Source organism: Parabacteroides hominis, assembly GCF_014287585.1.
GTDB lineage: Bacteria > Bacteroidota > Bacteroidia > Bacteroidales > Tannerellaceae > Parabacteroides > Parabacteroides hominis.
Window position 1 is genome coordinate 144112 of sequence record NZ_JACOOJ010000003.1, and the last position, 24072, is coordinate 168183.

Below are 24072 nucleotides of genomic sequence, written 5' to 3' on the forward strand. Positions count from 1 at the left end.
TACGATACCATTATGAAATGTAAGTTTTCTCTATTACTGTTTCTTTGCGTACTGTCCCTTTGGGGACAGGCGCAAAGTTTTACGCTTCAGGAATTGGTCAACAAGAAACAATTTCAGGAAGTTATAGCACGTGCGGACAGTCTTACCCCTGCCGATTCAGCCGATTACGCCACGATGTCGGCAATCGGGCAGGCGTATGAGGGGCTGTTGCGCTACAAGGATGCTTATCAGTGCTTTTCTTATTGCCTAAAGATGGATACGAACAATGTGGATGCGTTGAATGCCGTTGCCCGGAATGCAATCAATTTCGGAAGAATAGCGGAAGCGAAACAATGTTACCATAAGGTGCTGGAGGCCGACAGCATGAATTTCTATGCCAACTATCAGTTGGCACGCCTCTATTATCAGTTGGGAGATTTTGGTAAAGCGACGGAACACTATCATATACTCGCTTCCATCGAAGGTGAGAATCCTTCTATCCTGACCGGTCTGGCTGATTGCCATATCAAAAAGGGAACCGGGCCTAATACGTTGATCGCCCTCTCTTTGTATGCCCGTGCTCTGGAACTGAACCCGGAAAATGTGCGTGTGGCTTCTTCTCTGATAAATGTGTTGCTCCGGATGGGAGACGGGAAAGGGGCGTTGCAGGTGTGCGATACCGCTTTGTTCTATAATCCGGATAACAGCCAGATACGGCAGAGTAAAGGGATGGCTCTTTATATGACGAAAGATTATAAGCAGGCTGATTCGGTCTATACCGGTCTATTGGCCGACGGCGATTCTTCTTTCTTGAATCTTAAATATGCAGGTGCGGCCCGCTATATGTCCGGCCATGCGCTCGATGGGGTCGAGCTGTTGGAGAAAGCCTATGAAATGGATTCGACGGATGTGGAAACAGTCATGCTGTATGGCGCTTCCCTGGGAAAAACTTACGACCGCAAACGGGCTTACGAGCTTTTCGACTTGGCAGAAACGAATATGCAACCGAAGAAGTTCCTCGTTAATCTGCTGACGACTTTCCGGGGAGACGCGTTGAAACGGGACGGGCGTTGGCCTGAAGCGGAAAAGCTGTATTATGCCGCTTGGAAGAAAGACCCGGATCAGTTGAATTTCCTGTATGAGATCAGCAGGCATTATTGGGATGTCGATCCGGGACTGTTCCGGAATGAGAAGGAATTGCAAAAAACTATTTTCAGCAAATATACTTACCTGATGGCCTATATGAAGACGGACAAGTCGCAAAAGTACTTGTACAATTACCGTCCTTTCCTGGAAGCGGTTTGCGAAGACGCTTTTTTCAAGAATGCCGACGAGGTGACGATGTTGGCTCCTGACGGAAAGAAAACGAAGTTGGCTGTCTCCGATCTGCGTGCATTGGTCGCCCAACTGCCGCAGATGCCGGAAGATGAACTTCTGAGGCGCAAGAAGATGCAGGAACAAATGCTCAAAGTGCAGAAAAGAGAAAAGGATTTGCGTAAAAGCGGCGCTAAACTCGACACGCTCGCCCTGAGTAAGGAAGAAGAAGAGAAAGCGCGGAAAATGCTGAAAGACGCCGGCTTGGAATAGGCAGAGCTTCAGAACAATATAATTGATATAAATATGGGAAGGCAGATTCTAATTTTGTTTTTGATGTCTACTTTTGGTTTGCTGCAAGCACAGATCACGATTCCTTTTGCCAAGGGAATTGCAGACAATAAAGAAATCAAATTAAGCGAGGTGGCGTCTGAAATCAGATATATTCCGTTAGAAACGACTGCTGAGTCCTTATTGGAACAGGATATCCTGGACGTGACTATTGCCGGAGGCTATTTGTTTGTCTGTGACTATAAGAAGCTACTCCAGTTTACTCCGGAAGGAAAGTTTGTCCGTCAGATCGGTAAAGCGGGACAAGGACCAGGCGAGTATACGGAAAGCATCTTGGGAGTCACATATAATGAGTCTCTCAAGGAGATTTATCTTTCTGATCCGAGACAACTCAAGTTGCATGTTTATTCTTTTGCCGGTACGTTTTTGCATGATATCAACATGGAGGGAAGAGAGTATGTACGATTGCAAGATAAGGGATGCTTTTATGCCGTTTATAATGATTTCCTTTACGATAAACAAAAGAGAGGAAAAGAGATGGTCGTCTATGACGAGAACGGCAAAGAACTGTATAATTTCCGTTTCCGCCCGAAAGAGGGTGTCCGTTATCCGGGGATAAATTTTGCGTTGCCTGTGATTTATGCTTACCAAGATGCCATTTATTATAAGAATCCGCTTGAACTGGAAATCAACCGGATCGAAAAGAAGAAACGGAAACCTGTTTATAAACTGGATTTGCGTGATTTGGAGAAGTTGAATCATGAGGAAGACGGAAAACTGGTTATTGATAAAGAGAAACAGGTGGGCGGTTATCAACCGAATGAGATAGCAAAAAAGAAAATCTATTTTCAGGATATATTTGAACTGGATCACAAAATGGGAATCTATTATTTCCAGGAGGACGAACGGCGTTTTGCTTGGTATGACAAGCAAAACGGAAAGGTTTGCCGTGTTCGTGCTTTACAAGCGGACATGGATGGCTTCACGGATGATCTGGAAGGCGGCTGTCCGGTGCTGCCTGAATTTCTCAGAAACGGAAAGTTGGTAGGTGTCGTTCCCGCTCCGGTTTTACAGGAGAAGGCAAAACCTGCGAACGCCAAAGGCTCGCTAAAGAAAGTGATGGAGAATCTTTTAGAAGACGATAACCAGGTGATACAGGTCGTGACATTGAAATAAAGAACAAATAATATTGATATGTATAAACATTTACTCTTATTCAGTATTGTATTATTCTTTTCAGCATGTGGTGGAAAGAAAGCAGAGCCGGAACAGATTGTCGAGATTGAACCGGCAGAACCCGAATATCCCATAACCGTTCCGTTTGAGGCGGGAGTTGCTGTAGTACGGGAAATGAAACTGAGTGATATTGCTGATTCGGTACGGTATATTCCGTTGGAGACAAATGATAAATGTTTGATTAAATCCATTAATCCCGGCGGAGTTCTGAAGACTGGTAAATATTGGTTTTTACCCTGGGTGGAAGATTTGTTCCAGTATACGGCAGATGGAAAGTTCGTCCGGAAGCTGGGGTCTAAAGGTGGTGGCCCCGGACAATTTAATTATATCCAACAGGTGGATGTGAATGAAGAAACAGGTCTTGTTTTTATGCTGACGACCACCCGGAAGATTAATGTGTATGACATGGAAACCGGGAAATTTCTTTATGACATCAAGATACCGGAAAGGGAAACCGGGCAGTTTGCCATGTTGAACGATACGACTGTCGCCACTTTTATGCCTAATAGCAGCGGGCAGCAAAAAGAACGTATTTATATCTCCAATAGAAAGGGAGAGACATTGAATACATTCTATCGTTCGGACTTGTTTGAGATCAAGAGTGGAACCCGGTGGCTAATGGGTGGAGGTGCTGATCGGTATCTGTTCCATTATGAAGATATGGTTTGTTATAAAGAGTATTATAATGACACGCTGTTTGTCGTGACAGAAAAGGAACTTGAACCTCGTTATATCATTGATCTGGGCAAATATTCCATTCCTATTGACTGCCGGATGGAAGCATGTGATGGAGACTGGAAAAGATATGCAACTGTCGCTTCTCCTTATATTCAAAATTCGGTGATCGAAACAGACCCTCTACTCTTTATGCCATATAAATATTGGGCAGGGGAAAAACAGCGTGAACGCCACATAATGCTTTATGACAAAAGAGCGAAGGAATGTTTTTCCATTCCGGGCGGTTATATCAAGAACGACTTTCCCGGTGCTTTGCCTTTGCGTCCGGCGACTTCTTTGAACCGGAACACCCTGGTCTCTGTCTGGGAAGTCGAAGATCTTATGAAAGAAGCAGAAAAGAATCCGGCTGTCCTGGATCATCCTCAATTGAAAAGATTGACTGAAGATGATAATCCGGTACTGATGGTCGTTTATATGAAATAAGCTATGATGCGTTTTATTGGATTAGTACTATTGATCGGGCTGATATGAAAGAATATATCTGGTTCGAGTTGTTGTTTACCGGAAAGTAGGTGGCGTGACGTGAATTTTTAATCCTTTTATTGCGTGAGGCGATAACAAAATATATCTTTGCCATTGGATACAAATAAGATATTCGTTATGAAGTAGTAACGATTAATAAGTGCTTGCTCGTAGAAGAATATATCCGTAGGTAACAACTAAATAAAGGGATTGTGATGGTGAAGAAATACCTGTCTCTTTTGCTTATATGCTTGCTTGCTTGGCCTGCGATGGCGGGGGAACGCAAGAAAGTCGCTGTCGTGTTGGGCGGTGGCGGTGCAAAGGGTGTGGCGCATATCGGGGTATTGAAAGTGTTGGAGGAAGCCGGTATACCGATCGATATCGTGACCGGGACCAGTATGGGAGCGATCGTCGGAGGTTTGTATGCCATCGGTTACAGCCCGGACGAGATCAAGGAAATGGTAGAGTCGCAGGACTGGGAGATGTTGCTGAGCGACAAAGTGAAACGTAGCCATTTGCTTTTTCCTGAAAAGGAGAAGGCAGAACGTTATATAGTCTCCCTGCCTTTCGGATTGGAGAAGAAAGACCGGGTGATCGACGGGGTTGTGAAAGGACAGAACCTGCAAAACCTCTTTTCGGACTTGACGATCGGTTATCACGATTCGGTCGATTTCAACTCTTTCCGGATGCCGTTTGCTTGTGTGGCGGTCGATATGGTTAGTGGAAAAGATTATGTATTCCACAAAGGTAGCCTTCCGCTTGCCATGCGTGCCAGTATGGCGATCCCGGCTGTGTTTACACCTGTCCGGCTGGACAGCATGGTGCTTGTCGATGGCGGGTTGAACAATAATTATCCGGTAGATGTCGCGCTTGCTATGGGCGCGGATATCATTATCGGCGTGGATCTGGCAACGAGCGATCTGCGGACCTACGACCGCCTGCATTCTCCCGGTGATATCGCAACGCAGATCATCGCTTTGCACGGCTATGACAAATATGCGCGGAACCGCGACCGGACCGATCTGCTGTTTCGTCCGGATATGGAACCTTACCGTTCCGCCAGTTTTGCTCCCGCCGCTCTCGACACGATGTTGCACAGGGGAGAAGCCGATGCCCGCCGCCGTTGGGACGAAATCATGGCTTTGAAGCGTAAGATCGGCCTTTCGGATGCCGATACCATTTCCATACAGGCCCGGCGTCTGGCGCATCGTCCCGTTTTGCCTGCCGATACTTTCTATGTCCGTCATATCCGTTTCGATGGAGCCGATCCGCGCGACCTCAACTGGCTGCATCGTATCTGTGCGCTGAAGGAGAACAGCCATATCACGCTGAAGGAACTTCGCAAGTCCATGTCTATCCTGGTCGGGACTAATGCCTATGCCTATGTGAACTACAAACTGACCGGCGAGAACCAGCAGGATCTGGTCCTGACCTTGCAGCCTAAATCGGAAAGCTCGGTGAACTTAGGTATACGTTTCGATTCGGAGGAAATCATCGGGGTGTTGGTGAATGCCACCTATCATAAGGGAAAACGGAATCATTCCCGGTTTGCTTTTACCGGGCGTGTGGGAAGCAAGATATCCTCTGCGATGCTGGATTACTCGATCGAACGTTCTCCGCTGCGCAATTTCAATTTGTCGTATAAGTTCAGCTATAATAACCTGGATATTTATGAGAAGGGGGATAAGCGGTTCAACACGACCTATACGCACCATCTCGCCGAATTTGCTTATTCGGATATGAACTGGTTGAGCTTCAAGGTGAAGGCCGGACTTCGTTACGAGTATTTCAATTATAATTCCTTCCTCTATACCGGAAGCGACGAACTGTACACGGTAAAGCCGGAGGGCTTTTTCAGCTATTTCGCATCGGCACATCTCGAAACATTGGACCGGCGGTATTTCCCTAATAAGGGAGTTTCTTTGGAGGCTGACTATTCATTATATACGGATAACTTTGTGAAATATAACGGCAGTTCTCCTTTCTCGGCCATCGGCTTGAAGTTTATGACGGTTTGTCCTATTAGTTCACGTTTGAGTTTGCTGCCTGCGCTTTACGGGCGTGTCCTGATCGGAGGGAATACGGCTTATCCGTTCCTGAATGCGATCGGGGGAGAGACGTTCGGGCGTTATTTGGCTCAACAATTGCCTTTTGCCGGTATCAACCATGTGGAAATTCTGGATAATTCGGTCGTGGTGGCGCGTTTCCAGCTCCGGCAACGCATCGCCGGGAACAATTATATCACGCTGACCGGCAACTATGGCATTCATGATAATGACTTTTTCCATTTGTTGAAGGGAAGAAGCCTTTGGGGCGGCAGCTTAGGATATGCTTATAACAGTATGGCCGGTCCGCTGAGTGCAACGTTCGGCATGTCCAACCGTAATTCGCACTTGCAGTTTTATATGAATTTGGGATTTATGTTTTAATATAATATATATAAGGTATGAATGCAGAAATAATACAATTCCTGACAAAACTGCGTCAGAACAATAACCGGGAATGGTTCCAGGCAAATAAAGACCGTTACGACCTTCTTCGCAAGGGTTTTATCGACGAAGTGCAACAATTGATTGACCGGATCGCCCTGTTCGATCCGGAAATAGCCGGATTGGAGGCGAAGGATTGCCTGTTCCGCATTTACCGGGATATTCGTTTTTCCCCTGATAAGACTCCGTATAAAATTCATTTTGCAGCCTATATGGCTTCCTGTGGCGGGCGGGGCAGTGAACGTGCCGGCTACTATATCCATCTTGAACCGGGTGGTTGCCTGCTTTCGGGTGGCGTTTGGTGTCCGCCGCCGGCCTTGTTGAAAGCGCTCCGTAAAGACATTTATGAAAATATAGAAGATTTTGTCGCCATCATGGAAAAGCCGGCTTTCAAGAAGACATATCCGGCAATGGAGGGTGAAGTCCTGAAACGTATGCCTGCCGGCTATCCTTCCGATTTCAAATATGACGAAATTCTCCGCCACAAAGACTTTAGCGTCGTCTCCTACAAACCGGACGAATTCTTTTTCGCATCTGACTGGATGGACAAAGCCATTGAAGATTTCAAACTTTTGTATCCGTTCAACCAATTCCTGAATTATACGGTAGATGAGTATTTAGGAAGAGTTTAACAAGAACCATCGGTTCATAATCACCAAACAATCCCCGTAGAGGCAGGTTCCAAACCTGCCCGATCCAATATTCGATCTATCTGCCTCTATCGGGCGGGTTTGGAACCCGCCCCTACCAGCCTCTTTATTCCAATTTCAATATATATTTCTCGTGTTTCGTGAATATTTTATCGAAAAACGATAAAAATATTTGGTGGAGTCAAAAATAATATATTCTTTTGCATATCGAAAAACGATAAATATTATTTGAGAAACGAACAACAAAAGATTTTGTATGAAAAGACGATTGAACATATTTGCTTTGTTAATACTTCTGGCGTTGACCATTCATACTGGATATACTTTATTTTATTCCTGGGAAGAAATTTCTACAGCTTACAAAGAAGGGTATGAGAATGCGAAGGAATTTCCTGAACAGCCGAATAAGCAGAAAAAGAAACTTTTGTCCAGACATGATATTTGTATCAGGAAGAAGGCAGGAGGTACGGCGATAATTGATTCGATTTATAATACAAAAACGAATAGTTATATTCCGACAGATATACAAAAGATGCAAATAAGTATTCCGGATAATGAAAGTGCTGGTTACAAAGTGTCAATTGCAATAATGGCATTACTCTTGGTTCCGACCGTAATAGCTGTGATTGTCCTTTTTTTGAAATTGATTGGTGCAATACAATCCGCTTTACTATTTACGAAAACAAATGTGCTTCGTTTGAGATGGATTGGCGGATGTCTGTTGTTGATAGCTGCCATATATACGATAGGCAATTATATGGAACTGGTATCTGTTCGTTCCGCAATCGAAATATCCGGTTATGAAATAACAAGTGAGGGAATGATTGAGTTCCCGTCTCTGATAAATGCCTTAATTGCATTCCTGGCTGCAGAAGTTTTTGCGATTGGGTTAAAATTGAAAGAAGAGCAAGAGTTTACGATATAATAACAACAAATACATAAAACATTATGAAACAATTCTTCAAAACAGTATTTGCATCCACACTGGGCGTGCTGGTTGCTTTGGGAATCGTAACAATGGGTTCCATCTTTTTCATCATAGGAGTAGCTGCCAGTGCAGATGGTTCTTCTGAGTATAAACCGGATAAGAACACTGTGTTCAAACTCTCTTTGGACGGCGCTTTGGTTGATCAGGCTGTTAAGAATCCATTTTCCGAACTGATGGGTGAGAAAAGCGGGCAGACGGCTATTGACGATGTTGTGAAGGCGATTCGTCGGGCTAAAGCAAATGACAACATCAAAGGTATTTATATGGAAGCCGGTTCTATCTCCGGAGGTTTTGCCGGTCTGGAAGCTATCCGACGCGAGTTGGTGGATTTCAAGGAAAGCGGAAAGTTTATCGTTTCTTATGGCGATTATTATACGCATGGTACTTATTATCTCTGTAGCGTAGCCGACTCGGTTTTCCTGAATCCGCAAGGTAGTGTATCGCTTGTCGGACTTGCTTCACAGGGACTTTTCTTTACCGGTCTTGCTGAGAAATTAGGAGTTGAGCACTATATCTTTAAGGTAGGAACATACAAAAGTGCGGTAGAACCTTTTTTCCTGAAGAAATTTAGCGACGCTAACCGCGAACAGTTGAACTCTTTCTTGGGTAGCGTCTGGGGAAATGTTACTTCTGCTATCGAAAAGAGCCGTAATATCTCATCCGACGAGCTGAACCGTTACCTGAACGAAGGTCTTGCAATGGGACAGGCTTCCAATGCTGTCGATTATAAATTGGCGGACGGGCTTCGCTATCGGTATGAAGTGGAAAACTGTGTGAAAGAAATGGCCGGACAGGATGTAAAGGGTAAACTGAAAACTGCCGGCGTTGATAAAGTCGCCTCAATCAAAGTAAAAGAAAAAGACAGTAAGAACAAGATCGCCATCCTGTATGCTGAGGGCGAGATCAGAGACGACGATTCTTCTTCTCCTTTCAGCGCAGACGAACAGGTGATTTCAGAAGAAATGGCAAAGAAACTGCGTAAGCTGAAAGACGACGATGATGTAAAAGCCGTGGTTTTCCGTGTGAACTCTCCGGGTGGTAGCGCCTATATTTCCGAACAGATCTGGAAAGAAGTCGTAGAGCTGAAAGCTAAGAAGCCGATTGTTGTTTCAATGGGTAATTATGCTGCTTCCGGTGGCTATTATATCTCTTGTGCCGCAAACAAGATTGTCGCAGAACGTACAACGCTGACCGGCTCAATCGGTGTATTCGGTGTAGTCCGCAATTTCACCGGAACTTTTGACAAAGTGGGTGTAACTACGGATATCGTAAAGACAAATACATTCGCTGACTTGGGAGACATCAGCCGTCCGATGCGTGAAGATGAAAAGGCGCTGATCCAGCGTGGCGTAGAACAGACATACGATTTATTCCTGACCCGTTGCGCAGATGGCCGCGGCATGACAAAGGCTGAGATCGATTCGATCGGACAAGGCCGTGTATGGACAGGCGAACAGGCGTTGGAAAGAGGCTTGGTCGACCAGTTGGGCGGTATGGATGATGCAATCAAGGAGGCTGCGGTTTTGGCGGAACTGACTGATTATTCGGTAACAATTGCTGACGGCCCGAAAGACTTCTTTACCAAGTTCATGGAGAAGAAGATGGATGAAGCAAAAGTCTCCATCGCCAAATCTGTAATGGGTGAAGAACAATTCAAACTGTTCTCGACTATCCGCCGGGCTGAAACGGAATCCGGTATAATTGCCCGTATGCCGTTCGATATAAAAGGTTTATAATAAAATGCAGGGGCGGGGCTTGCCCGCCCTTCTTAAGCAAGAAAGCTATAGGTTATGAAAAAGCAATTGAATTTAATCTGCGTATTGATATTTTTCTTTGTCGGTCTGTCTTTAGTTCCGAGCATCTATTCGATGGGTAATGCTTTTGTGGACGGTTTCAAAGTAGGAATGTCACAAGCGGAAGAAGCGCATGAGCAGGGAACAACGAATATCAGTGCGGAAATATTAAGTCCGCTGGCTCTTAATTTATGGCCGAAGTCTTTGGCTGCCACTTCTGATAAACTGTTCAATCAGAAGGATCATGAGTGGTATCCGGCTTCACATATCAAGACATTGGTTTGGACGAAATCCAAAGATGCCGGAATTGAGAGATATGTAAGTTTCCTTGTCCTGATCGGCCTGTTCTTTATTATAAAAGCGATCATCCAATTCTACAAGCTGATCAATGCGATTAACCATGAGGTGATATTCGATTGGATGAATGTACGCCGTTTGAATCGTATCGGACGTAACCTGCTGATCTCTTTCGTGATGACACAGGCTTATATGCTAATGAATTACTGGGCGGCAACCCGCCTGTTCGAACTGGAAGGCTATGAACATAATTTCTGGTGTGACTTTCAGTCGATGACGTTGATAATGGGACTGATCGCTTTATTGGTAGGCCGTATTTTTGCAATCGGCTTACAGATGAAGGAGGAACAGGAGTTGACAATTTAAAGATTTTGAGATGAAACGGAATTTGAATACCCTATGTTTTGTGTTGGTGATGCTTTGTATTGTTGCTCTTTCATCAAATAATATAGATGCTTTGCAGCTTTGCTATGAGATGGGGAAAGGTACGGCTTATACCGATGCTACACAGAAAAATTTTCTGATAGAGACCATTATTCGTGCTGTAGATATGAATGTACTGCTGATAGCAGGCATACTTTTGATTATAGTTGTCTCAAAAATAAATAAGGGGCTTGTCTTTGTCTGGCAGAATATCACCTTGTTCAGATGGATCGGATATTTGTTGGGGATTCACGCTTTGGTTTCTTCTGCCGTTAATTATGTGGGAAAGCAGGCTTCGGAGACTTTTGAAGGAAATCCATTTGACTATCAAGGAGTGATCGCTGCCATATTCGTTTTGATGGTTGCAGAGATTTTCGCGATTGGTTTGAGGATGAAAGAAGAACAAGACCTGACGGTCTAATAAAGGGAATGAAAATGAAATCGAAAAGTATAAGGATATTGAGCATTTTGATACTGCTTCTTTCTATAGTGATGTTGGGCGACGGCTTTCTGGGATTTAAAGACGGATGGAGCAGTGCAGACGGTGACTTGGATAAGAAAATACATCGGGTAGATGTGTCGTTGAATCCTGCTGTCGCGTATAGCTTGCCTGATACATTGCAACTGGCGGATAACCGGAAAATACCTTATCAGATAGGAAATATTACTTTGGGAATGAAGACCGATAAGGTCTATGAGCTTTTCTCCGGTATTATAGGATTGGTTTCCACACCGGTCTTTCTGCTCCTGATTATTTGGGCGGGATTGTCTTTCTTCCGTTTTATCCGGGATGTGCAACGACAACAGATATTTATTCGTTCGAATGTCAAGAGGCTCCGTGTTATCTGCTGGATGTTGTTGCTTGTCGGGATTATGAAAAACGTGTTTGCAGGGGTGGACTACTTCCTGTTGTTAAAAGATAGCGATGTCTCTTTCCCCGGCTACCGGATTACCGGCTTCGAGTTTGATTATAGTACATTCTTTTTGGCTCTCTTGTTCGGCCTTTTTGCCGAAATATTTGCATTAGGGGTTAAATTGAAAGAGGAACAGGAGCTAACGGTTTAGAGGTTTTAAGGAGAAACGGATATGGATAGGATTGTAAAATTACTGATTGCCCAGATAGGATTTATGCTTTTGGGAGTTATTCTGGCTGCTATTCCTTGTATCCTGATTATGGGGATAGATATTGCTAAAGTTCATGTGATTGTATCGGGACTGTTTTTAGGAAGTTTGCTTCTTATATGGTATATGTTGTCAAAGAAATACGTTCGTCTCGACTCGCTGACCTGGTCATTCCATTCAGTGAAAGCAATCATTCTGATTATTATACTGAATGTCTTGTTTTTCTTTTTTGCGAATGGGCTGGATGGCTTGACCGATTTCCTGGGGTATGAAGATTTGAATGAAAATTTCAGTATCCTGAGGGATTTGGCTCTTAATCCTTTTGGGCTTTGTGTTCTTTTATTTGTTTCTCCGGTTGCCGAAGAGTTTTTATATCAGGGGGCGATACTAAGCTCATTGCTTTGGGGATATCTTTATTATCGTTCCGGCAGCTTGAGTTTATGTATTCTTTCGAATATGATAGTGAACGGTATTTCGGCATTGCTTATAATTTATTACCCGAATGTCCGTTCCGTGTATGAAATAATAGGAACAGTGCCCTTTGCCGGGCTTGCTGTTCTGAGTGTAATATTATCTGCAATCTGTATATATTATTTGAACCGGAGTTTGAAGATCCCGGCTTGGCAAATATCGGAAAGCAGGGATGGTGAAACTGGTAGTGTCGTAATTAACGAATAATCAAAGGAGTAAGATATGGCTATAATAGTGAATTTGGATGTGATGATGGCAAAACGGAAGATCGCTTTGGGCGATTTGGCTGATCGTATCGGCATTACCCCGGCAAATCTTTCGATCTTAAAGACGGGTAAAGCCAAGGCTATACGCTTTTCTACTCTTGAGGCAATCTGTAAGGAGCTCGATTGTCAGCCGGCGGATATTCTTGAATTTAAAGAAGATGAATAGTCTCTTTAAGGATATTATTGAGTGTCGTATTACAATATGTAAGTGTAGCGTGTGCATTATAAGTGAATAAAAGGTTGAATATTGTTAATTAAGCTGTATTTGCTGACAATATGTAAGCTAAAGTTTGGATAGTTCAGGTTGACTGCCTACATTTGCACCGCAATTTGAAAGTAATCTTAAAGTAATAATTATATGAAGACTTCAGTTTTAAGTAAAAGCATTCTTGTTCTTGCAGTTATGTTCTTGTGTAATCTTGCAATGAGCGCGGCCTCTCCCAGAGAGTACATGTATGATACGAAGGAAGAGAATGGTAAAGTTATTTCAAAAGTCATTTTCTTGAATGACAATGGTCTTTTGAATAAAGAAGTTAAATATGAGTTTTCTTACAATGAAAACGGCAAAGTGTCAGAAAAGAAGGCATATCGCTGGGATAAGAGTAAGGACGAATGGATTCCCTATTATCTGACGACTTATTCATATAACGCAGAAACAGGGGAGATCAATACCACATACGGCATGTGGGACAAAAAGAAGAAAAACTTTAGCTTAAATGTCCAGAATATGGTTGCCCCGGCAACAAGTTATGACGACATTTTCTCATAATACCTATTTAAAAAATATTTCATAGACACAACCGTAAATGGCGCGAATAACAAAAGACGTGAGTCCCTGTTATTAGCGCCATTTTCATCTTTTTACGGAAATATGTATGTTTATCTGTAAATGTTTCTATCTTTGTTGAAACATTAAATAACCATAGCTATGGATAAAGTAAGAATACAACAATTATTGACCTCTTTCAACAGCATTACTCACTCTGTAAATAACGAAGAAGACGGTGAACAAGTCGAGATTTGGTTCGCCCGCGATTTGCAATCCATTTTGGGATATGCAAGATGGGAGAATTTTATTGTCGCAATCAATCGGGCAGTCGATTCCTGTAAAACGCAGGGAATCAATCAGGAAGACCATTTTCGTGAGGTCACGAAAATGGTCAGCTTTTGTCTCGTCTTTACTTGATGATCTTCTCGATCTCCGAAAGATTCTTTTCCACGTCTGCATCCGTGACTTCGTAGTTTGTCAGATCGCCTGCCAGATACTGGTCGTAAGCGGCCATGTCGATCAGGCCGTGGCCGGAGAGGTTGAACAGGATCGTGCGCGGTTTGCCTTCGATCTTGGCCTGTTCTGCTTCGCGGATAGCGGCAGCGATTGCGTGGGAGGATTCGGGGGCCGGTATGATGCCTTCGCTCTGAGCGAACAGCGTAGCAGCTTTGAATGTTTCAAGCTGCTGGATATCTACGGCATCCATCAAACCATCCTTTTTCAGTTGGCTGACGATAGAGCCTGCACCGTGGTAACGCAGACCGCCGGCATGGATATTGGCCGGTGCGAAGTTATGTCCCAAGGTGAACATCGGCAGGAGCGGCGTGTAGCCGGCTTCATCGCCGAAATCGTATTGGAATTGTCCGCGTGTCAGCTTCGGGCAGGAAGCCGGTTCTGCCGCAACGACGCGGAGGTCTTTTCCTTGTGTCAGTTTGTGGCGCAGGAACGGGAATGCGATACCGGAGAAGTTCGAACCGCCTCCGAAGCAAGCGATCACCACGTCCGGATATTCTCCGGCCATCTCCATCTGCTTTTCGGCTTCCAGGCCGATCACCGTCTGGTGAAGCATCACATGGTTCAGCACGCTGCCCAATACATACTTGCAGTTAGGAGTCTGCATCGCCAGTTCGACAGCCTCGGAGATAGCTGTACCTAAGCTTCCCTGGTAATTCGGATGCTTGGTGATGATGTCGCGGCCTGCACGCGTACTCATACTCGGCGAGGCGATCACTTCGGCCCCGAATGTCTGCATGATAGAGCGGCGATAGGGTTTCTGGTTGTAGCTGACTTTTACCATGTAGACAGCCAGTTCCAGTCCGAAATGCTTGGCAGCCATAGCCATGGAAGCTCCCCATTGTCCGGCGCCTGTTTCGGTCGTGATATTGGTGATGCCTTCCTTCTTGCAGAAATAAGCCTGCGGGATGGCGGAATTCAGCTTATGCGAGCCGACCGGGCTGACGCTTTCGTTCTTGAAGTAGATGTGGGCCGGCGTGTCGAGCGCCTTTTCAAGTCCGTAGGCACGAACCAGCGGTGTCGGGCGCCAGATTTTGTACATTTCGCGAACTTCTTCCGGTATCTCGATCCAGGCATCCGTCTGGTTTACTTCCTGGTCGACCAATCCTTTGGCGAACAAGGGGTAAAGATCTTCCGGCTTGAGCGGTTCCTTTGTTTTGGGGTTGAGCGGAGGAAGCGGCTTATTCTTCATATCTGCCACGATATTGTACCAGGCTGTAGGAATATCTTTCTCCTGCAATAAAAATTTCTTACTTTCCATGATGTTGTTATGTAGTTTACATTATTAATCGATTTGGCCTTTAAGGCTTACAACTTGGAAGCAAAGTAACAAATAATATTTCGTTCTTCAAATGAAATACAGGAAAATATATATCTTTGCGGCTCAACTCTGCTAAACAGATAACAAACTATAAGAATGAAAAAGCTGATATTACTGCTGGCCGGCATCTGCATGACGTTTCAGGCGACAGCACAGAAGAAGAACTTCACTTACAAATTCTACGGCTTTGTCCGCGGAGACCTCTTCTATAATACGCGTGCCAATATGGCGCCCGTGGACGGTAATTTCTACCTGTACCCGCTCGACAAGAAGCCGGATGCGGACGGCAAAGACCTGAATGCCGGTCCCAACGGCAGTTTCTATACCTTTACTTCGCGCCTCGGAGTGGATGTGACCGGTCCGAATATCGGCACGGCCCGTTCTTCCGCAAAGATCGAAGTCGACTTCGGAGGTTTTTCGTCCAGCACGACGATGTTGCGCATCCGGCAAGCCTATGTGGCGTTGGATTGGGAAAAGAGCCAGGTCCTGATCGGGCAAACCTGGCATCCTTTGTTCGGGAGTGTCTGCCCGGATATCCTGAATCTCTCTACCGGCGCCCCTTTCCAGCCGTTCAACCGCGAACCGCAGATACGTTACCAGTACAAGGCCGGGAAAGTGAAGCTGACGGCTTCCGCCCTTTGGCAATTGCAATACCTTTCGAGCGGCCCGAACGGAATGAGCGAGGAATATATCAAGAACAGTTGCGTGCCGGAGTTCTATGTCGGAGCCGATTATGCCTCCGCCGACGGCTGGCTGGCAGGTGGCGGCGTGCATCTGATCTCCCTGAAACCCCGTACGTCTTCCCTTTGGAACGAAAAGACTTATAAGGTGAACGAGCGCATGACGACGCTTTCCTACGAGGCCCATGTCAAATATACCGGGCGTAATTTCGCTTTTGCCGCCAAGAGCCTGATGGCTTCCTGCCTGGACCATACGGCGTTGATCGGCGGCTATGGCATCAGTTCCATCAACCCCGATAACGGCGAACAGGAATATACGCCTTTCCGCCATTCCACTTCCTGGGTCAATTTTACCTACGGGACGAAGTGGAAAGGGCATTTCTTTGCCGGTTACACCAAGAACTTAGGGACGACCGATGCATTGGCTTCTGCCACCAAGTACGGCATGGGGTTGGATATCGACCAGGTCTTCTCTACCAATATCGCCTTCTCCTACAACTTGCCTCATTGGCAGATCGGTGTGGAATATATGCCGACGACAGCCTGGTACGGTGATACGGACAGGGCTTCCGGCAAGGTCGTGAATACGCATAGCGTCACGAACCATCGTATATTGGGACTTGTGATGTATTACTTTTAGGGCTACGATTTTTTCGTTCGAAATTCTCACTCTTTTCCGAAGCGGTGAGAAAAGATTCTCATGCCAGTGAGAATTTATTCTCAGCAGCTTGGGAAAAAATTCTCATCGGCATGGGAATACTTTCTCATAAGCATGGGAAATACCCTTCATGCTTATCCTTCTCTCTCCGGGCTTTGTAGTAATCTTAAACTTGCTTACCTTTGCGGTCTATTTGAACGGACAAGAAATGAAAAGATACTTACTACTCCTTGCCGCCCTCTGTATGGCGATGGCCGGCTATGCTCAGAAAAAGAATTTCTCTTATACCTTCTATGGACAGGTGCGTGGCGATCTGTTTTATAACTCCCGCGCCAATGCCGAGATTGTGGACGGCTTGTTTCATCTTTACCCGAAAGACAAGAACCCGGATGCCGACGGGAATGACCTGAATGCCACGGCAAACGGCAGTTTCTATCTGCTCTATTCCCGCCTGGGGGTGGACGTGAAGGGGCCGGATATCGGGAAAGCCGTGGCGACCGCCAAGTTGGAAGCTGACTTCCGGGGCTCCGGGAGCAACTGGGCGGTCTTGCGCATCCGCCATGCATACGTCAACCTGGATTGGGGGAAATCGGCGGTGCTGGTTGGACAAACCTGGCATCCGCTCTTCGGCGATGTGTTTCCGCAGATGCTGAACCTTTCGACCGGTGCGCCTTTCCAGCCGTTTAACCGGAGCCCGCAGATCCGTTACCGTTACACGTCCGGCAAAGGCTTGCAACTGACGGGCGCCGTGTTGTGGCAGTTGCAATATCTGTCTGCCGGCCCGAACGGAAAGAGCGAGGAATATATCAAGAACAGTTGCATCCCGGAAGTCTACGTTTCGGCTGATTATAAGGCGGACGGGTTGATTGCCGGCGTCGGCATGGAAGTGCTTTCCTTGAAGCCCCGTCAGCAGACGACGGTGGACGAACGGGTGTATAAAGTGAACGAGCGGGTCACCTCCCTCTCTTTCGAGGCGCATGCCAAATATACGGCCCGTGATTGGCTGATTGCCGGTAAGACCTTGTTAGCTTCCAACCTGACGCAAGCCTGCATGCTGGGCGGTTATGCCGTTACCTCGGTCGACCCGCGTACCGGAGAGCAGGAGTATACGCCTTACCGCCATTCCATGACCTGGTTGAATGTGGTCTATGGCAAGAAATGGAAACCGGGGATCTTTGTCGGATACCTGAAGAACTTGGGGACGGGAAAGGCGATCGCCGGGCCGACATACGGTGTCGGGCTGGATGTCGACCAGGTGTTTACCACCAACCTCCAACTCTCTTATAATTTGCCTCACTGGAAGTTGGGAGTGGAATACAGCCCCTCTCTTGCCTGGTATGGCGATATGAATGCGGAAAATGGTAAAATAGAGAACACCCATTCGGTGACAAACCACCGCGTGCTGGGCGTCCTGATCTATACGTTCTGATGAAAAAGATATTGATTATAGGAGCAAACGGGTTTACGGGGCGGAGAATCCTGGATAACCTTTCGGCTGATGATGCCTGTGAAGTGGTCGGTTGTTCTTTCCATCCGGATATCCGGCCGGAAGGGAACCATACGTTTGTCCGGTTGGATATCAACGACTATCCGGCGGTAGAAGTCTTGTTCGACCATGTCTGTCCGGATGTCGTCGTCAATTGTTCGGCTCTTTCCGTCCCGGATTATTGCGAGCAGCACCGTGAAGAGGCCTATGCCACCAATGTGGCGGCGGTAGAGAACCTGGCGCACTGTTGCGAGCATCAGGGGAGCCGCTTCATCCATCTGTCGACGGATTTTGTGTTTGACGGGAAAAGCGACCGTCTCTATACCGAAGAAGACTTGCCCGCCCCGCTCAACTACTATGGCGTGACCAAGTATCAAGGAGAGCAGGCGGTAGCGAATATATGCCGCAGCTATGCCATTGCCCGCGTGGTTGTCGTCTATGGAAAAGCGTTGCCGGGGCAGCACGGGAATATCCTGCAACTGGTCAAGAACCGTCTGGAGGCGGGACAGGAAATCCGTGTCGTCTCCGACCAGTATCGCACGCCGACCTGGGTGGCGGATGTCGCCGACGGAGTGGAACGGCTGATGAACACCGGCAATACCGGCATTTATCATATTTGCGGCGCGGAACATCTGTCTATTGCTGAAATAGCTTACCGCGTGGCCGATTACTTCGGGCTCGATCGTTCCCTGATCCGTCCGGTCACGACGGAAGAGATGAAGGAGGCAACCCCGCGTCCGCGTAATAGCGGATTGTCCATCGGGAAAGCGAAACGCGAATTGGGCTATCGCCCGCATACGCTGGAAGAAGGGCTAAAGGAAATGAGGCTTAAATGATTTCTTCTATCTGATGCCTTTCTTTCAACAAATGTTGTATCTGTTGATACATCAGATAAGATTTTCCGGCCCAGCGGAGGTCGACAAAGACGTAGTTTAGCTGATATTTTATCGATTATAAAAGATGAAATAGCCATAGTTTTATCGATTATAAAAGATAGATGTGCTAAGGCAAGGAGATTTGGAGGGTGTTTTAAGCGAAAAGGGACGGTCTGTTGGAGACCGTCCCTTTCCCTATAATAGAAAAATGGTAAAACTTTTTATCCGATATTCTTTACCTTCAACAGATATTCTGCGATCTGTACGGCATTCAAGGCTGCGCCTTTCTTGATCTGGTCGCTCACTGTCCAGAAAGTCAAGCCGTTCGGGTTCGTGATGTCCTTACGGATACGACCCACGTAAACAGGATCTTTGCCGGCGATGAACAACGGCATCGGGTAGTCTTTCTTTGCCGGTTCGTCCTGCAGGATAACACCTTCGGCTTCAGCGAAAGCCTTGCGGGCTTCTTCTACGCTGACCGGCTGTTCTGTCTCGACCCAAGTCGCTTCGCTGTGGGCACGCATGACCGGGACACGCACGCAGGTTGCACTCACTTCGATGTCGGAATGCATGATCTTGCGTGTTTCGTTATACATCTTCATTTCTTCCTTCGTGTAGCCGTTGTCCGTAAATACGTCTACGTGAGGAATGACGTTGTAGGCTAACTGATAAGCGAACTTCTCGACAGTCGGTTCTTCGCCTTTCAGCAGTTGTTCATATTGTTTTACCAGTTCGGCCATAGCTGTTGCGCCTGCACCGCTGGCAGCCTGGTAAGTCGATACGTGTACACGCTTGATGTGCGACAGTCCTTCGATTGCCTTCAATGCAACGACCATCTGGATGGTGGTACAGTTCGGATTGGCAATGATGCCGCGCGGACGATTCAGTGCATCTTCCGGGTTTACTTCGGGAACTACCAAAGGTACGTCGTTGTCCATGCGGAATGCGCTGGAATTGTCGATCATCACAGTACCATGTTTCGTAATGGTTTCTGCAAATTCGACAGAAGTACCGCCACCGGCCGAAACAAAAGCAACATCGATTCCCTTAAAGTCGTCGTTATGCTTAAGCTCCTTGACGGTAATCTGTTTACCACGGAAAGTATAAACACGTCCGGCACTGCGAGATGAGCCAAAAAGCACAAGCTCATCCATCGGGAAGTTTCTCTCGTCGAGTACGCGCAGGAACTCTTGTCCTACGGCTCCACTCACTCCAACAATTGCTACTTTCATTTTGAGCACTAATTAATTTGTTTATAAAAAAAATAGTATAACTTTACAGCGTGTACAGAAAGCACTGCGCTTCCTCCGTTACAACGCTTTGGGGTGCAAAGATATACAAATTATAAACAAAACTATAAGGCTATGAAACAATTTATTCTTTTTCTCTTCGTATTACTTCCTTTTTGTGTGACTTCACAGGTGAATGAGACGTTTGATGGGCCGGAGATCGATTCGGCTAATCCTTGGCGTGTAGATTCAGCCGGATTCTTTGTGAAAGACGGACGGTTGCAGTTCGATGCAAGCCGAAGGGCTAAAGGTATCCATACGATCAAGTTGGATATCTCATATAATGTAGACGGTATGGAATGGATGTTTGATGTTTCTTTTTCTTATAAACCGACAAATAATAATCATGTAAGAATTTTTGTTTACGCAACCGGCGAACCAACAAATGTCGCTTATTTTATACAAGTTGGCCATAATGAGGGAAATGTCTCTTTGTATTCATGGCCTTCTTCTTCTGACCCACAAAGGGTAATAAAAGGGAGAGGCAGCATTTTAACGAAGGGAAGTAATAGCGTTCGGGTGAAATTGACTTTAGAGAGTAATTCTAAATTGGTTTTATATACACGTTTAGACACAGAAAGTTGCTTTCATAAAGAGGGGGAATGCAAAGTCGTCTCTTTGGGAGTCAGGAAAGGTGGCGTTTTGAATTTACAATGCCGGTATCAGGCTGCATCGATGGATAATATGATTACTTCTTTTGATAATATCATTATTTCAGACCATGTCACTCCAACTCCGATAGAGCCGGAAGAAGAGCCTGGACCATCTGATGAAGAGGTAAAAACTTTTTCTTTGCAAGATTTGGAGCAAGAGAGTGCGACAGAACTTCTGATGGTGTTCGACGATCCCGTAGATCCTGCCCAATACCAAATATCTTTATCAGAGAAAGGCGATGCCGATGAGGTTTATATCTCAGAAGACGAAAAGGTGCTGAAAACCGCATGGAATGAAGCCATGTTGAAGGGCAAGACCTATACTCTGTCTTATTCCGGTATATTTAACAAGTCGGGCGGTGAATGTAAAGGCGATACAACGTTTGTGTCTGCTTATGGGAAGGAAAGTCAAGAGCCGGATAATTCGGGCACAGTCTTAATCAATGAAATAATGGCTGATCCTAATGGACTGAAAGATTTGGAGAAAACTGAATACATAGAGCTGTTTAATGCTTCAGGAAAGGAACTGTCGCTTAAAGGTTGGCAGCTTATATATGGAAAGGAAAAGCCGAAAACGATCGGAAGTGTAAGCGTTCCTGCTGCAAGTTATTTAGTTTTATATCGTTCGGGTAGAGAGATAAAGATTGATGGCGGAGGCATAGCTGTCCCGATGGATAATTTCCCTTCGCAATTGGCTAATGCAGGTAAAGAACTGCAATTATGGGATGCTTCGGGAAAAGTGGCTGACAAAGTAACCTATGCCAAAGCCAGTCCAGGCAAATCCTGGGAACGTTCCGCTTCCGGCTGGCATCTCAGCGTTGATCCCCGTGGAGGAACGCCCGGCTCGGTTAATTCCTCTCCGGGTAATGAGGAAGAACCGCCGGTAGATCCTGACGAGCCCGATGTCCCGGATAATCCGGCTGATCCCGACATTCCGGTAACCGCTGATCCCGTCCAGCCCGGAGAGATCATTATTAATGAGTTGCTCCCCGACCCGTATGCCGGAGGCAGCGAATATATCGAATTGTATAACCGTTCGGATCACCCCTTGTCTTTGTCCGCCCTCTCTGTCGCCATCCGTAAATCGGATGGAACACTCAGCACCCGGTATCCTTTGGCTTCTATCCCGCATCATCTGAAAGCAAAAAGCTACCTCCTCTTGACCAAGAACCTGGAAGGCGTTGCTTCTTTCTACTATATAGCCGATCCGACCGCTCTTTGCGAGTTGGCCAAACTTCCGATTCTTGCCAATACATCCTCTACTTTGGTATTATTCCGTGCGGCGGATGAAACAGTAATAGACGAAGTCGCCTATTCTTCGAAATGGCACGCCCACTCTGTCAAAAGTCAAAAAGGAGTCGCCCTTGAACGTATCGACCCGGATGCCGCTACACAAAACCCGGCAAACTGGACCTCTGCTTCGGAAACGGCAGGTTACGGCACACCCGGTTATCAAAACTCCCAATATAAAAATGTTTCGTCGGGAGGAGCTACGGGGATAGAGCCTCCTGTCTGGATAGAAGAATCCGGCAGCTATACCATTTCCTATCTGCTCGACCGTCCGGGATATAACTGCCGTGCTCTCGTTTTCAATACCTCCGGCCTGCGTGTAGCCGAGATAGCCAATCATGAGTTATTAGGAACGTCCGGCGAAATTACCTGGAGCGGCATTGCCAGCAACGGAAGCCCGCTACAAACAGGCGTCTATATCTTTTATGCTGAAGTATATCACCCCGAAGGTGTCGTGAAACGCTTTAAGAAGGCTTTCCTGATCCGGTGATAAACTGTCAATAAGTAGTTGATTAATAAATGGCTTTATGCTTGTGGAAGATTTCTTGATTCTTTATCTTTGTCATATCTTCTATAAGCATGAAGCATTACCTAAATAAATTGTAATCCTTCAAAAGAGGATCTTGATGCTGTGATGAGACAAATTGGTACAGTTTTAGATTGGTATAATGAATTGAAAAAGGAGAACACGTTATGGAAGAAGATGAATTAAAATTCTTGCAACAACATAGAGATCTGTTTCCGACTCAGGAAATGTATGATGAATTCTTGTTGGTCAGGAAAATGAATAAAGAAGAGCGCAAGTCTTATTCGGTAAAAAGACAAGAGAAGATCAAGGTAATGACTGCTATTCATAAACCGCCTTATACCAGCTAACCCTTTGTTTATACCATTCGAGCATTTTAGGCAGGGATTCTTGCGGGACGAAAACGGTCAGGCCGCAATAGCTGTCCACCGGTAATGCCTGCTGGGGTGTGCCGTAGTAATAATAGGATTTAGGAGTATGTGCTTTGTAGACAACCGCTTTATCCAGGCAGCTGATGAAATTGTCGTATTGCTCGTCTGTAGCCAACTGCTTGATATAGTCTGCCATATCATACAACATCCCAGGGCTGCGATACAGGTATTCCAGCCTTTGCATCTTCTTAAGATCGAGGCTGTAGATATCGCTTTCGGTCTTATCTGCCAAGATATCATGTGTTACGCTTTTCAGATTATCCAGTTCGCTTGTTTTCGTAAGCGAGACGGTGGCATACGGATAGGAATCGTTCAGATAATAGTTGTAGAATGTTTCGCCTACCTTTTCCAGTTGCAGGTCGGTAGCGAACAGTTGCGGCATCATCTCTGCATAAGGCCATCCGTCCGCCAGTGTTTCGGTGGGGGAAGCCAAGATATATTCCGCTTTGTTTCTAAGCTCGTAAGCGCATTCGACACTTGCCATGTAGCAGGCATCGAACAAGATAAAATTAAATACGTTGTCCGGCAATCCCTTTGCCAGGTCGTCGATCTCCATCCAGTTGTTGCCGTCCTGCCCGAACGCTTTCAGCTTGTTCTGGTAATCGGAAGGAAGCCAGGCAGTCCCGTGGCTCCATAACACCAACCCGTAGCTGTCTGCCGGATATTGTGAAACCACTTCGCCGATCACGCTCCGCATCACGTCCGGATCTGCCGAATTCTGCTTTTCATAGTCCTTCAGGTGGAATTTCTTGACAACGCCGTTTTCTTCTTTTATCTGAAGAAGTTTAGGGTCCGAACCGACAGGGGCATAATAAACGATCAGGTTCCCTCCGTTGAGGTTTTTGCCGGTCGCTCCTTCTACCATGCTTTCTATATTTTTGGAAGCAAAACTGTCGAGGCTGTTATTTGCCATCATATAGACTAAAACGGTACGGGTTATCCGGGGCTCCGGAGTCTCGTTTTCGGAACAACTTGCCAATCCTAAACAAAGGATTATAAACAGAGTGATAAGTTTAAATTTCATATACCCCCAATACTAAATGTTTCTGGTGGCAAAGATAA

The 24072-nt window shown here is 46.0% G+C and carries 21 protein-coding genes and 1 pseudogene; 19 read left to right on the forward strand and 3 right to left on the reverse strand.

The window, feature by feature from the left end; translation table 11 throughout:
• The first annotated feature begins 12 nt into the window (after window positions 1–12).
• The 14 genes and pseudogenes from H8S65_RS02895 to H8S65_RS02960 all read left to right on the forward strand — a co-directional run.
• Entirely contained in the window at window positions 13–1566 is a 1554-nt protein-coding gene (locus H8S65_RS02895) for a tetratricopeptide repeat protein (RefSeq protein ID WP_186928462.1), read from the forward strand.
• Window positions 1567–1629: 63 nt separating this feature from the next.
• Window positions 1630–2760 carry a DUF4934 domain-containing protein gene (locus tag H8S65_RS02900; RefSeq protein WP_255489015.1) on the forward strand — a complete coding sequence of 377 codons (1131 nt, stop codon included), beginning with the start codon at window positions 1630–1632 and terminating at the stop codon, window positions 2758–2760.
• A gap of 18 nt (window positions 2761–2778) precedes the next feature.
• Window positions 2779–3981, forward strand: coding sequence for a DUF4934 domain-containing protein (locus H8S65_RS02905; protein WP_186928464.1), 1203 nt, complete (start codon window positions 2779–2781; stop codon window positions 3979–3981).
• Window positions 3982–4235: 254 nt separating this feature from the next.
• Window positions 4236–6449, forward strand: a complete 2214-nt coding sequence (locus tag H8S65_RS02910) for a patatin-like phospholipase family protein (RefSeq protein WP_186928465.1) — start codon at window positions 4236–4238, stop codon at window positions 6447–6449.
• A 17-nt stretch (window positions 6450–6466) separates the two neighbouring features.
• A complete protein-coding gene (locus H8S65_RS02915) occupies window positions 6467–7141 on the forward strand; it encodes a DUF2461 domain-containing protein (RefSeq protein ID WP_186928466.1) in 675 nt (224 codons plus the stop codon).
• Between the two features lie 274 nt (window positions 7142–7415).
• On the forward strand, window positions 7416–8084 hold the full coding sequence (locus tag H8S65_RS02920) for a DUF2975 domain-containing protein (protein ID WP_186928467.1): 669 nt from the start codon (window positions 7416–7418) through the stop codon (window positions 8082–8084).
• Window positions 8085–8107: 23 nt separating this feature from the next.
• On the forward strand, window positions 8108–9883 hold the full coding sequence (gene sppA / locus H8S65_RS02925) for a signal peptide peptidase SppA (protein ID WP_186928468.1): 1776 nt from the start codon (window positions 8108–8110) through the stop codon (window positions 9881–9883).
• Between the two features lie 54 nt (window positions 9884–9937).
• Window positions 9938–10603: a DUF2975 domain-containing protein gene (locus tag H8S65_RS02930; protein WP_186928469.1), complete on the forward strand. Its 666-nt coding sequence runs from the start codon at window positions 9938–9940 to the stop codon at window positions 10601–10603.
• Between the two features lie 10 nt (window positions 10604–10613).
• The gene (locus H8S65_RS02935; protein WP_186928470.1) at window positions 10614–11081 is read left to right on the forward strand and encodes a DUF2975 domain-containing protein; all 468 of its coding nucleotides are present in this window, start codon (window positions 10614–10616) and stop codon (window positions 11079–11081) included.
• A 14-nt stretch (window positions 11082–11095) separates the two neighbouring features.
• Complete coding sequence (locus H8S65_RS02940; RefSeq protein ID WP_222616228.1) at window positions 11096–11725, forward strand: DUF2975 domain-containing protein; 630 nt, start codon at window positions 11096–11098, stop codon at window positions 11723–11725.
• Window positions 11726–11746: 21 nt separating this feature from the next.
• Window positions 11747–12460, forward strand: coding sequence for a CPBP family intramembrane metalloprotease (locus tag H8S65_RS02945; protein WP_186928471.1), 714 nt, complete (start codon window positions 11747–11749; stop codon window positions 12458–12460).
• A 15-nt stretch (window positions 12461–12475) separates the two neighbouring features.
• Window positions 12476–12685, forward strand: coding sequence for a helix-turn-helix domain-containing protein (locus H8S65_RS02950; protein WP_186928472.1), 210 nt, complete (start codon window positions 12476–12478; stop codon window positions 12683–12685).
• Between the two features lie 192 nt (window positions 12686–12877).
• Window positions 12878–13288: a DUF3836 domain-containing protein gene (locus tag H8S65_RS02955; RefSeq protein WP_186928473.1), complete on the forward strand. Its 411-nt coding sequence runs from the start codon at window positions 12878–12880 to the stop codon at window positions 13286–13288.
• Window positions 13289–13447: 159 nt separating this feature from the next.
• Window positions 13448–13684 (forward strand): annotated as a pseudogene (locus H8S65_RS02960) (DNA damage-inducible protein D); the annotation flags it as partial.
• A gap of 13 nt (window positions 13685–13697) precedes the next feature.
• Here H8S65_RS02960 and H8S65_RS02965 read toward each other — a convergent pair.
• Entirely contained in the window at window positions 13698–15062 is a 1365-nt protein-coding gene (locus H8S65_RS02965; RefSeq protein ID WP_186928474.1) for a TrpB-like pyridoxal phosphate-dependent enzyme, read from the reverse strand.
• Between the two features lie 156 nt (window positions 15063–15218).
• Between H8S65_RS02965 and H8S65_RS02970 the strand changes: the two genes are divergently transcribed.
• From H8S65_RS02970 to rfbD, 3 genes are all read left to right on the forward strand, one after another.
• On the forward strand, window positions 15219–16442 hold the full coding sequence (locus tag H8S65_RS02970; RefSeq protein ID WP_186928475.1) for a DcaP family trimeric outer membrane transporter: 1224 nt from the start codon (window positions 15219–15221) through the stop codon (window positions 16440–16442).
• Between the two features lie 226 nt (window positions 16443–16668).
• Entirely contained in the window at window positions 16669–17889 is a 1221-nt protein-coding gene (locus H8S65_RS02975; RefSeq protein WP_186928476.1) for a DcaP family trimeric outer membrane transporter, read from the forward strand.
• On the forward strand, window positions 17889–18782 hold the full coding sequence (gene rfbD, locus H8S65_RS02980; RefSeq protein WP_186928477.1) for a dTDP-4-dehydrorhamnose reductase: 894 nt from the start codon (window positions 17889–17891) through the stop codon (window positions 18780–18782). The genes H8S65_RS02975 and rfbD overlap by 1 nt, the downstream gene beginning before the upstream one ends.
• Before the next feature lie 260 nt (window positions 18783–19042).
• Here the strand turns inward: rfbD and H8S65_RS02985 are convergent, their stop codons facing one another.
• Window positions 19043–20053 (reverse strand): aspartate-semialdehyde dehydrogenase, encoded by a 1011-nt coding sequence (locus H8S65_RS02985; RefSeq protein ID WP_186928478.1) that lies wholly within the window; start codon window positions 20051–20053, stop codon window positions 19043–19045.
• 132 nt (window positions 20054–20185) lie between these two features.
• Here H8S65_RS02985 and H8S65_RS02990 point away from each other — a divergent pair, with 132 nt between their 5' ends.
• Together H8S65_RS02990 and H8S65_RS02995 are read left to right on the forward strand one after the other, a co-directional pair.
• Window positions 20186–22543: a lamin tail domain-containing protein gene (locus H8S65_RS02990; RefSeq protein WP_186928479.1), complete on the forward strand. Its 2358-nt coding sequence runs from the start codon at window positions 20186–20188 to the stop codon at window positions 22541–22543.
• A gap of 203 nt (window positions 22544–22746) precedes the next feature.
• Window positions 22747–22929 carry a hypothetical protein gene (locus tag H8S65_RS02995; RefSeq protein WP_186928480.1) on the forward strand — a complete coding sequence of 61 codons (183 nt, stop codon included), beginning with the start codon at window positions 22747–22749 and terminating at the stop codon, window positions 22927–22929.
• Here the strand turns inward: H8S65_RS02995 and H8S65_RS03000 are convergent.
• A complete protein-coding gene (locus H8S65_RS03000; protein WP_186928481.1) occupies window positions 22901–24034 on the reverse strand; it encodes a clostripain-related cysteine peptidase in 1134 nt (377 codons plus the stop codon). The genes H8S65_RS02995 and H8S65_RS03000 overlap by 29 nt on opposite strands.
• Window positions 24035–24072 lie beyond the last annotated feature (38 nt).

Excerpts from the sequence above, each read along its gene's own strand:
- H8S65_RS02920 (WP_186928467.1), top strand. The coding sequence starts at position 7,416 with ATGAAAAGACGATTGAACATATTTGCTTTGTTAATACTTCTGGCGTTG.
- H8S65_RS02950 (WP_186928472.1), top strand. The coding sequence starts at position 12,476 with ATGGCTATAATAGTGAATTTGGATGTGATGATGGCAAAACGGAAGATC.
- H8S65_RS02970 (WP_186928475.1), top strand. The coding sequence starts at position 15,219 with ATGAAAAAGCTGATATTACTGCTGGCCGGCATCTGCATGACGTTTCAG.
- sppA (WP_186928468.1), top strand. The coding sequence starts at position 8,108 with ATGAAACAATTCTTCAAAACAGTATTTGCATCCACACTGGGCGTGCTG.
- H8S65_RS02895 (WP_186928462.1), top strand. The coding sequence starts at position 13 with ATGAAATGTAAGTTTTCTCTATTACTGTTTCTTTGCGTACTGTCCCTT.
- H8S65_RS02900 (WP_255489015.1), top strand. The coding sequence starts at position 1,630 with ATGTCTACTTTTGGTTTGCTGCAAGCACAGATCACGATTCCTTTTGCC.
- H8S65_RS02975 (WP_186928476.1), top strand. The coding sequence starts at position 16,669 with ATGAAAAGATACTTACTACTCCTTGCCGCCCTCTGTATGGCGATGGCC.
- H8S65_RS02955 (WP_186928473.1), top strand. The coding sequence starts at position 12,878 with ATGAAGACTTCAGTTTTAAGTAAAAGCATTCTTGTTCTTGCAGTTATG.
- H8S65_RS02915 (WP_186928466.1), top strand. The coding sequence starts at position 6,467 with ATGAATGCAGAAATAATACAATTCCTGACAAAACTGCGTCAGAACAAT.
- H8S65_RS02995 (WP_186928480.1), top strand. The coding sequence starts at position 22,747 with ATGGAAGAAGATGAATTAAAATTCTTGCAACAACATAGAGATCTGTTT.
- H8S65_RS02985 (WP_186928478.1), bottom strand. The coding sequence starts at position 20,053 with ATGAAAGTAGCAATTGTTGGAGTGAGTGGAGCCGTAGGACAAGAGTTC.
- H8S65_RS02940 (WP_222616228.1), top strand. The coding sequence starts at position 11,096 with ATGAAATCGAAAAGTATAAGGATATTGAGCATTTTGATACTGCTTCTT.
- H8S65_RS02965 (WP_186928474.1), bottom strand. The coding sequence starts at position 15,062 with ATGGAAAGTAAGAAATTTTTATTGCAGGAGAAAGATATTCCTACAGCC.
- H8S65_RS02905 (WP_186928464.1), top strand. The coding sequence starts at position 2,779 with ATGTATAAACATTTACTCTTATTCAGTATTGTATTATTCTTTTCAGCA.
- H8S65_RS02990 (WP_186928479.1), top strand. The coding sequence starts at position 20,186 with ATGAAACAATTTATTCTTTTTCTCTTCGTATTACTTCCTTTTTGTGTG.
- rfbD (WP_186928477.1), top strand. The coding sequence starts at position 17,889 with ATGAAAAAGATATTGATTATAGGAGCAAACGGGTTTACGGGGCGGAGA.
- H8S65_RS02930 (WP_186928469.1), top strand. The coding sequence starts at position 9,938 with ATGAAAAAGCAATTGAATTTAATCTGCGTATTGATATTTTTCTTTGTC.
- H8S65_RS02910 (WP_186928465.1), top strand. The coding sequence starts at position 4,236 with ATGGTGAAGAAATACCTGTCTCTTTTGCTTATATGCTTGCTTGCTTGG.
- H8S65_RS02935 (WP_186928470.1), top strand. The coding sequence starts at position 10,614 with ATGAAACGGAATTTGAATACCCTATGTTTTGTGTTGGTGATGCTTTGT.
- H8S65_RS03000 (WP_186928481.1), bottom strand. The coding sequence starts at position 24,034 with ATGAAATTTAAACTTATCACTCTGTTTATAATCCTTTGTTTAGGATTG.
- H8S65_RS02945 (WP_186928471.1), top strand. The coding sequence starts at position 11,747 with ATGGATAGGATTGTAAAATTACTGATTGCCCAGATAGGATTTATGCTT.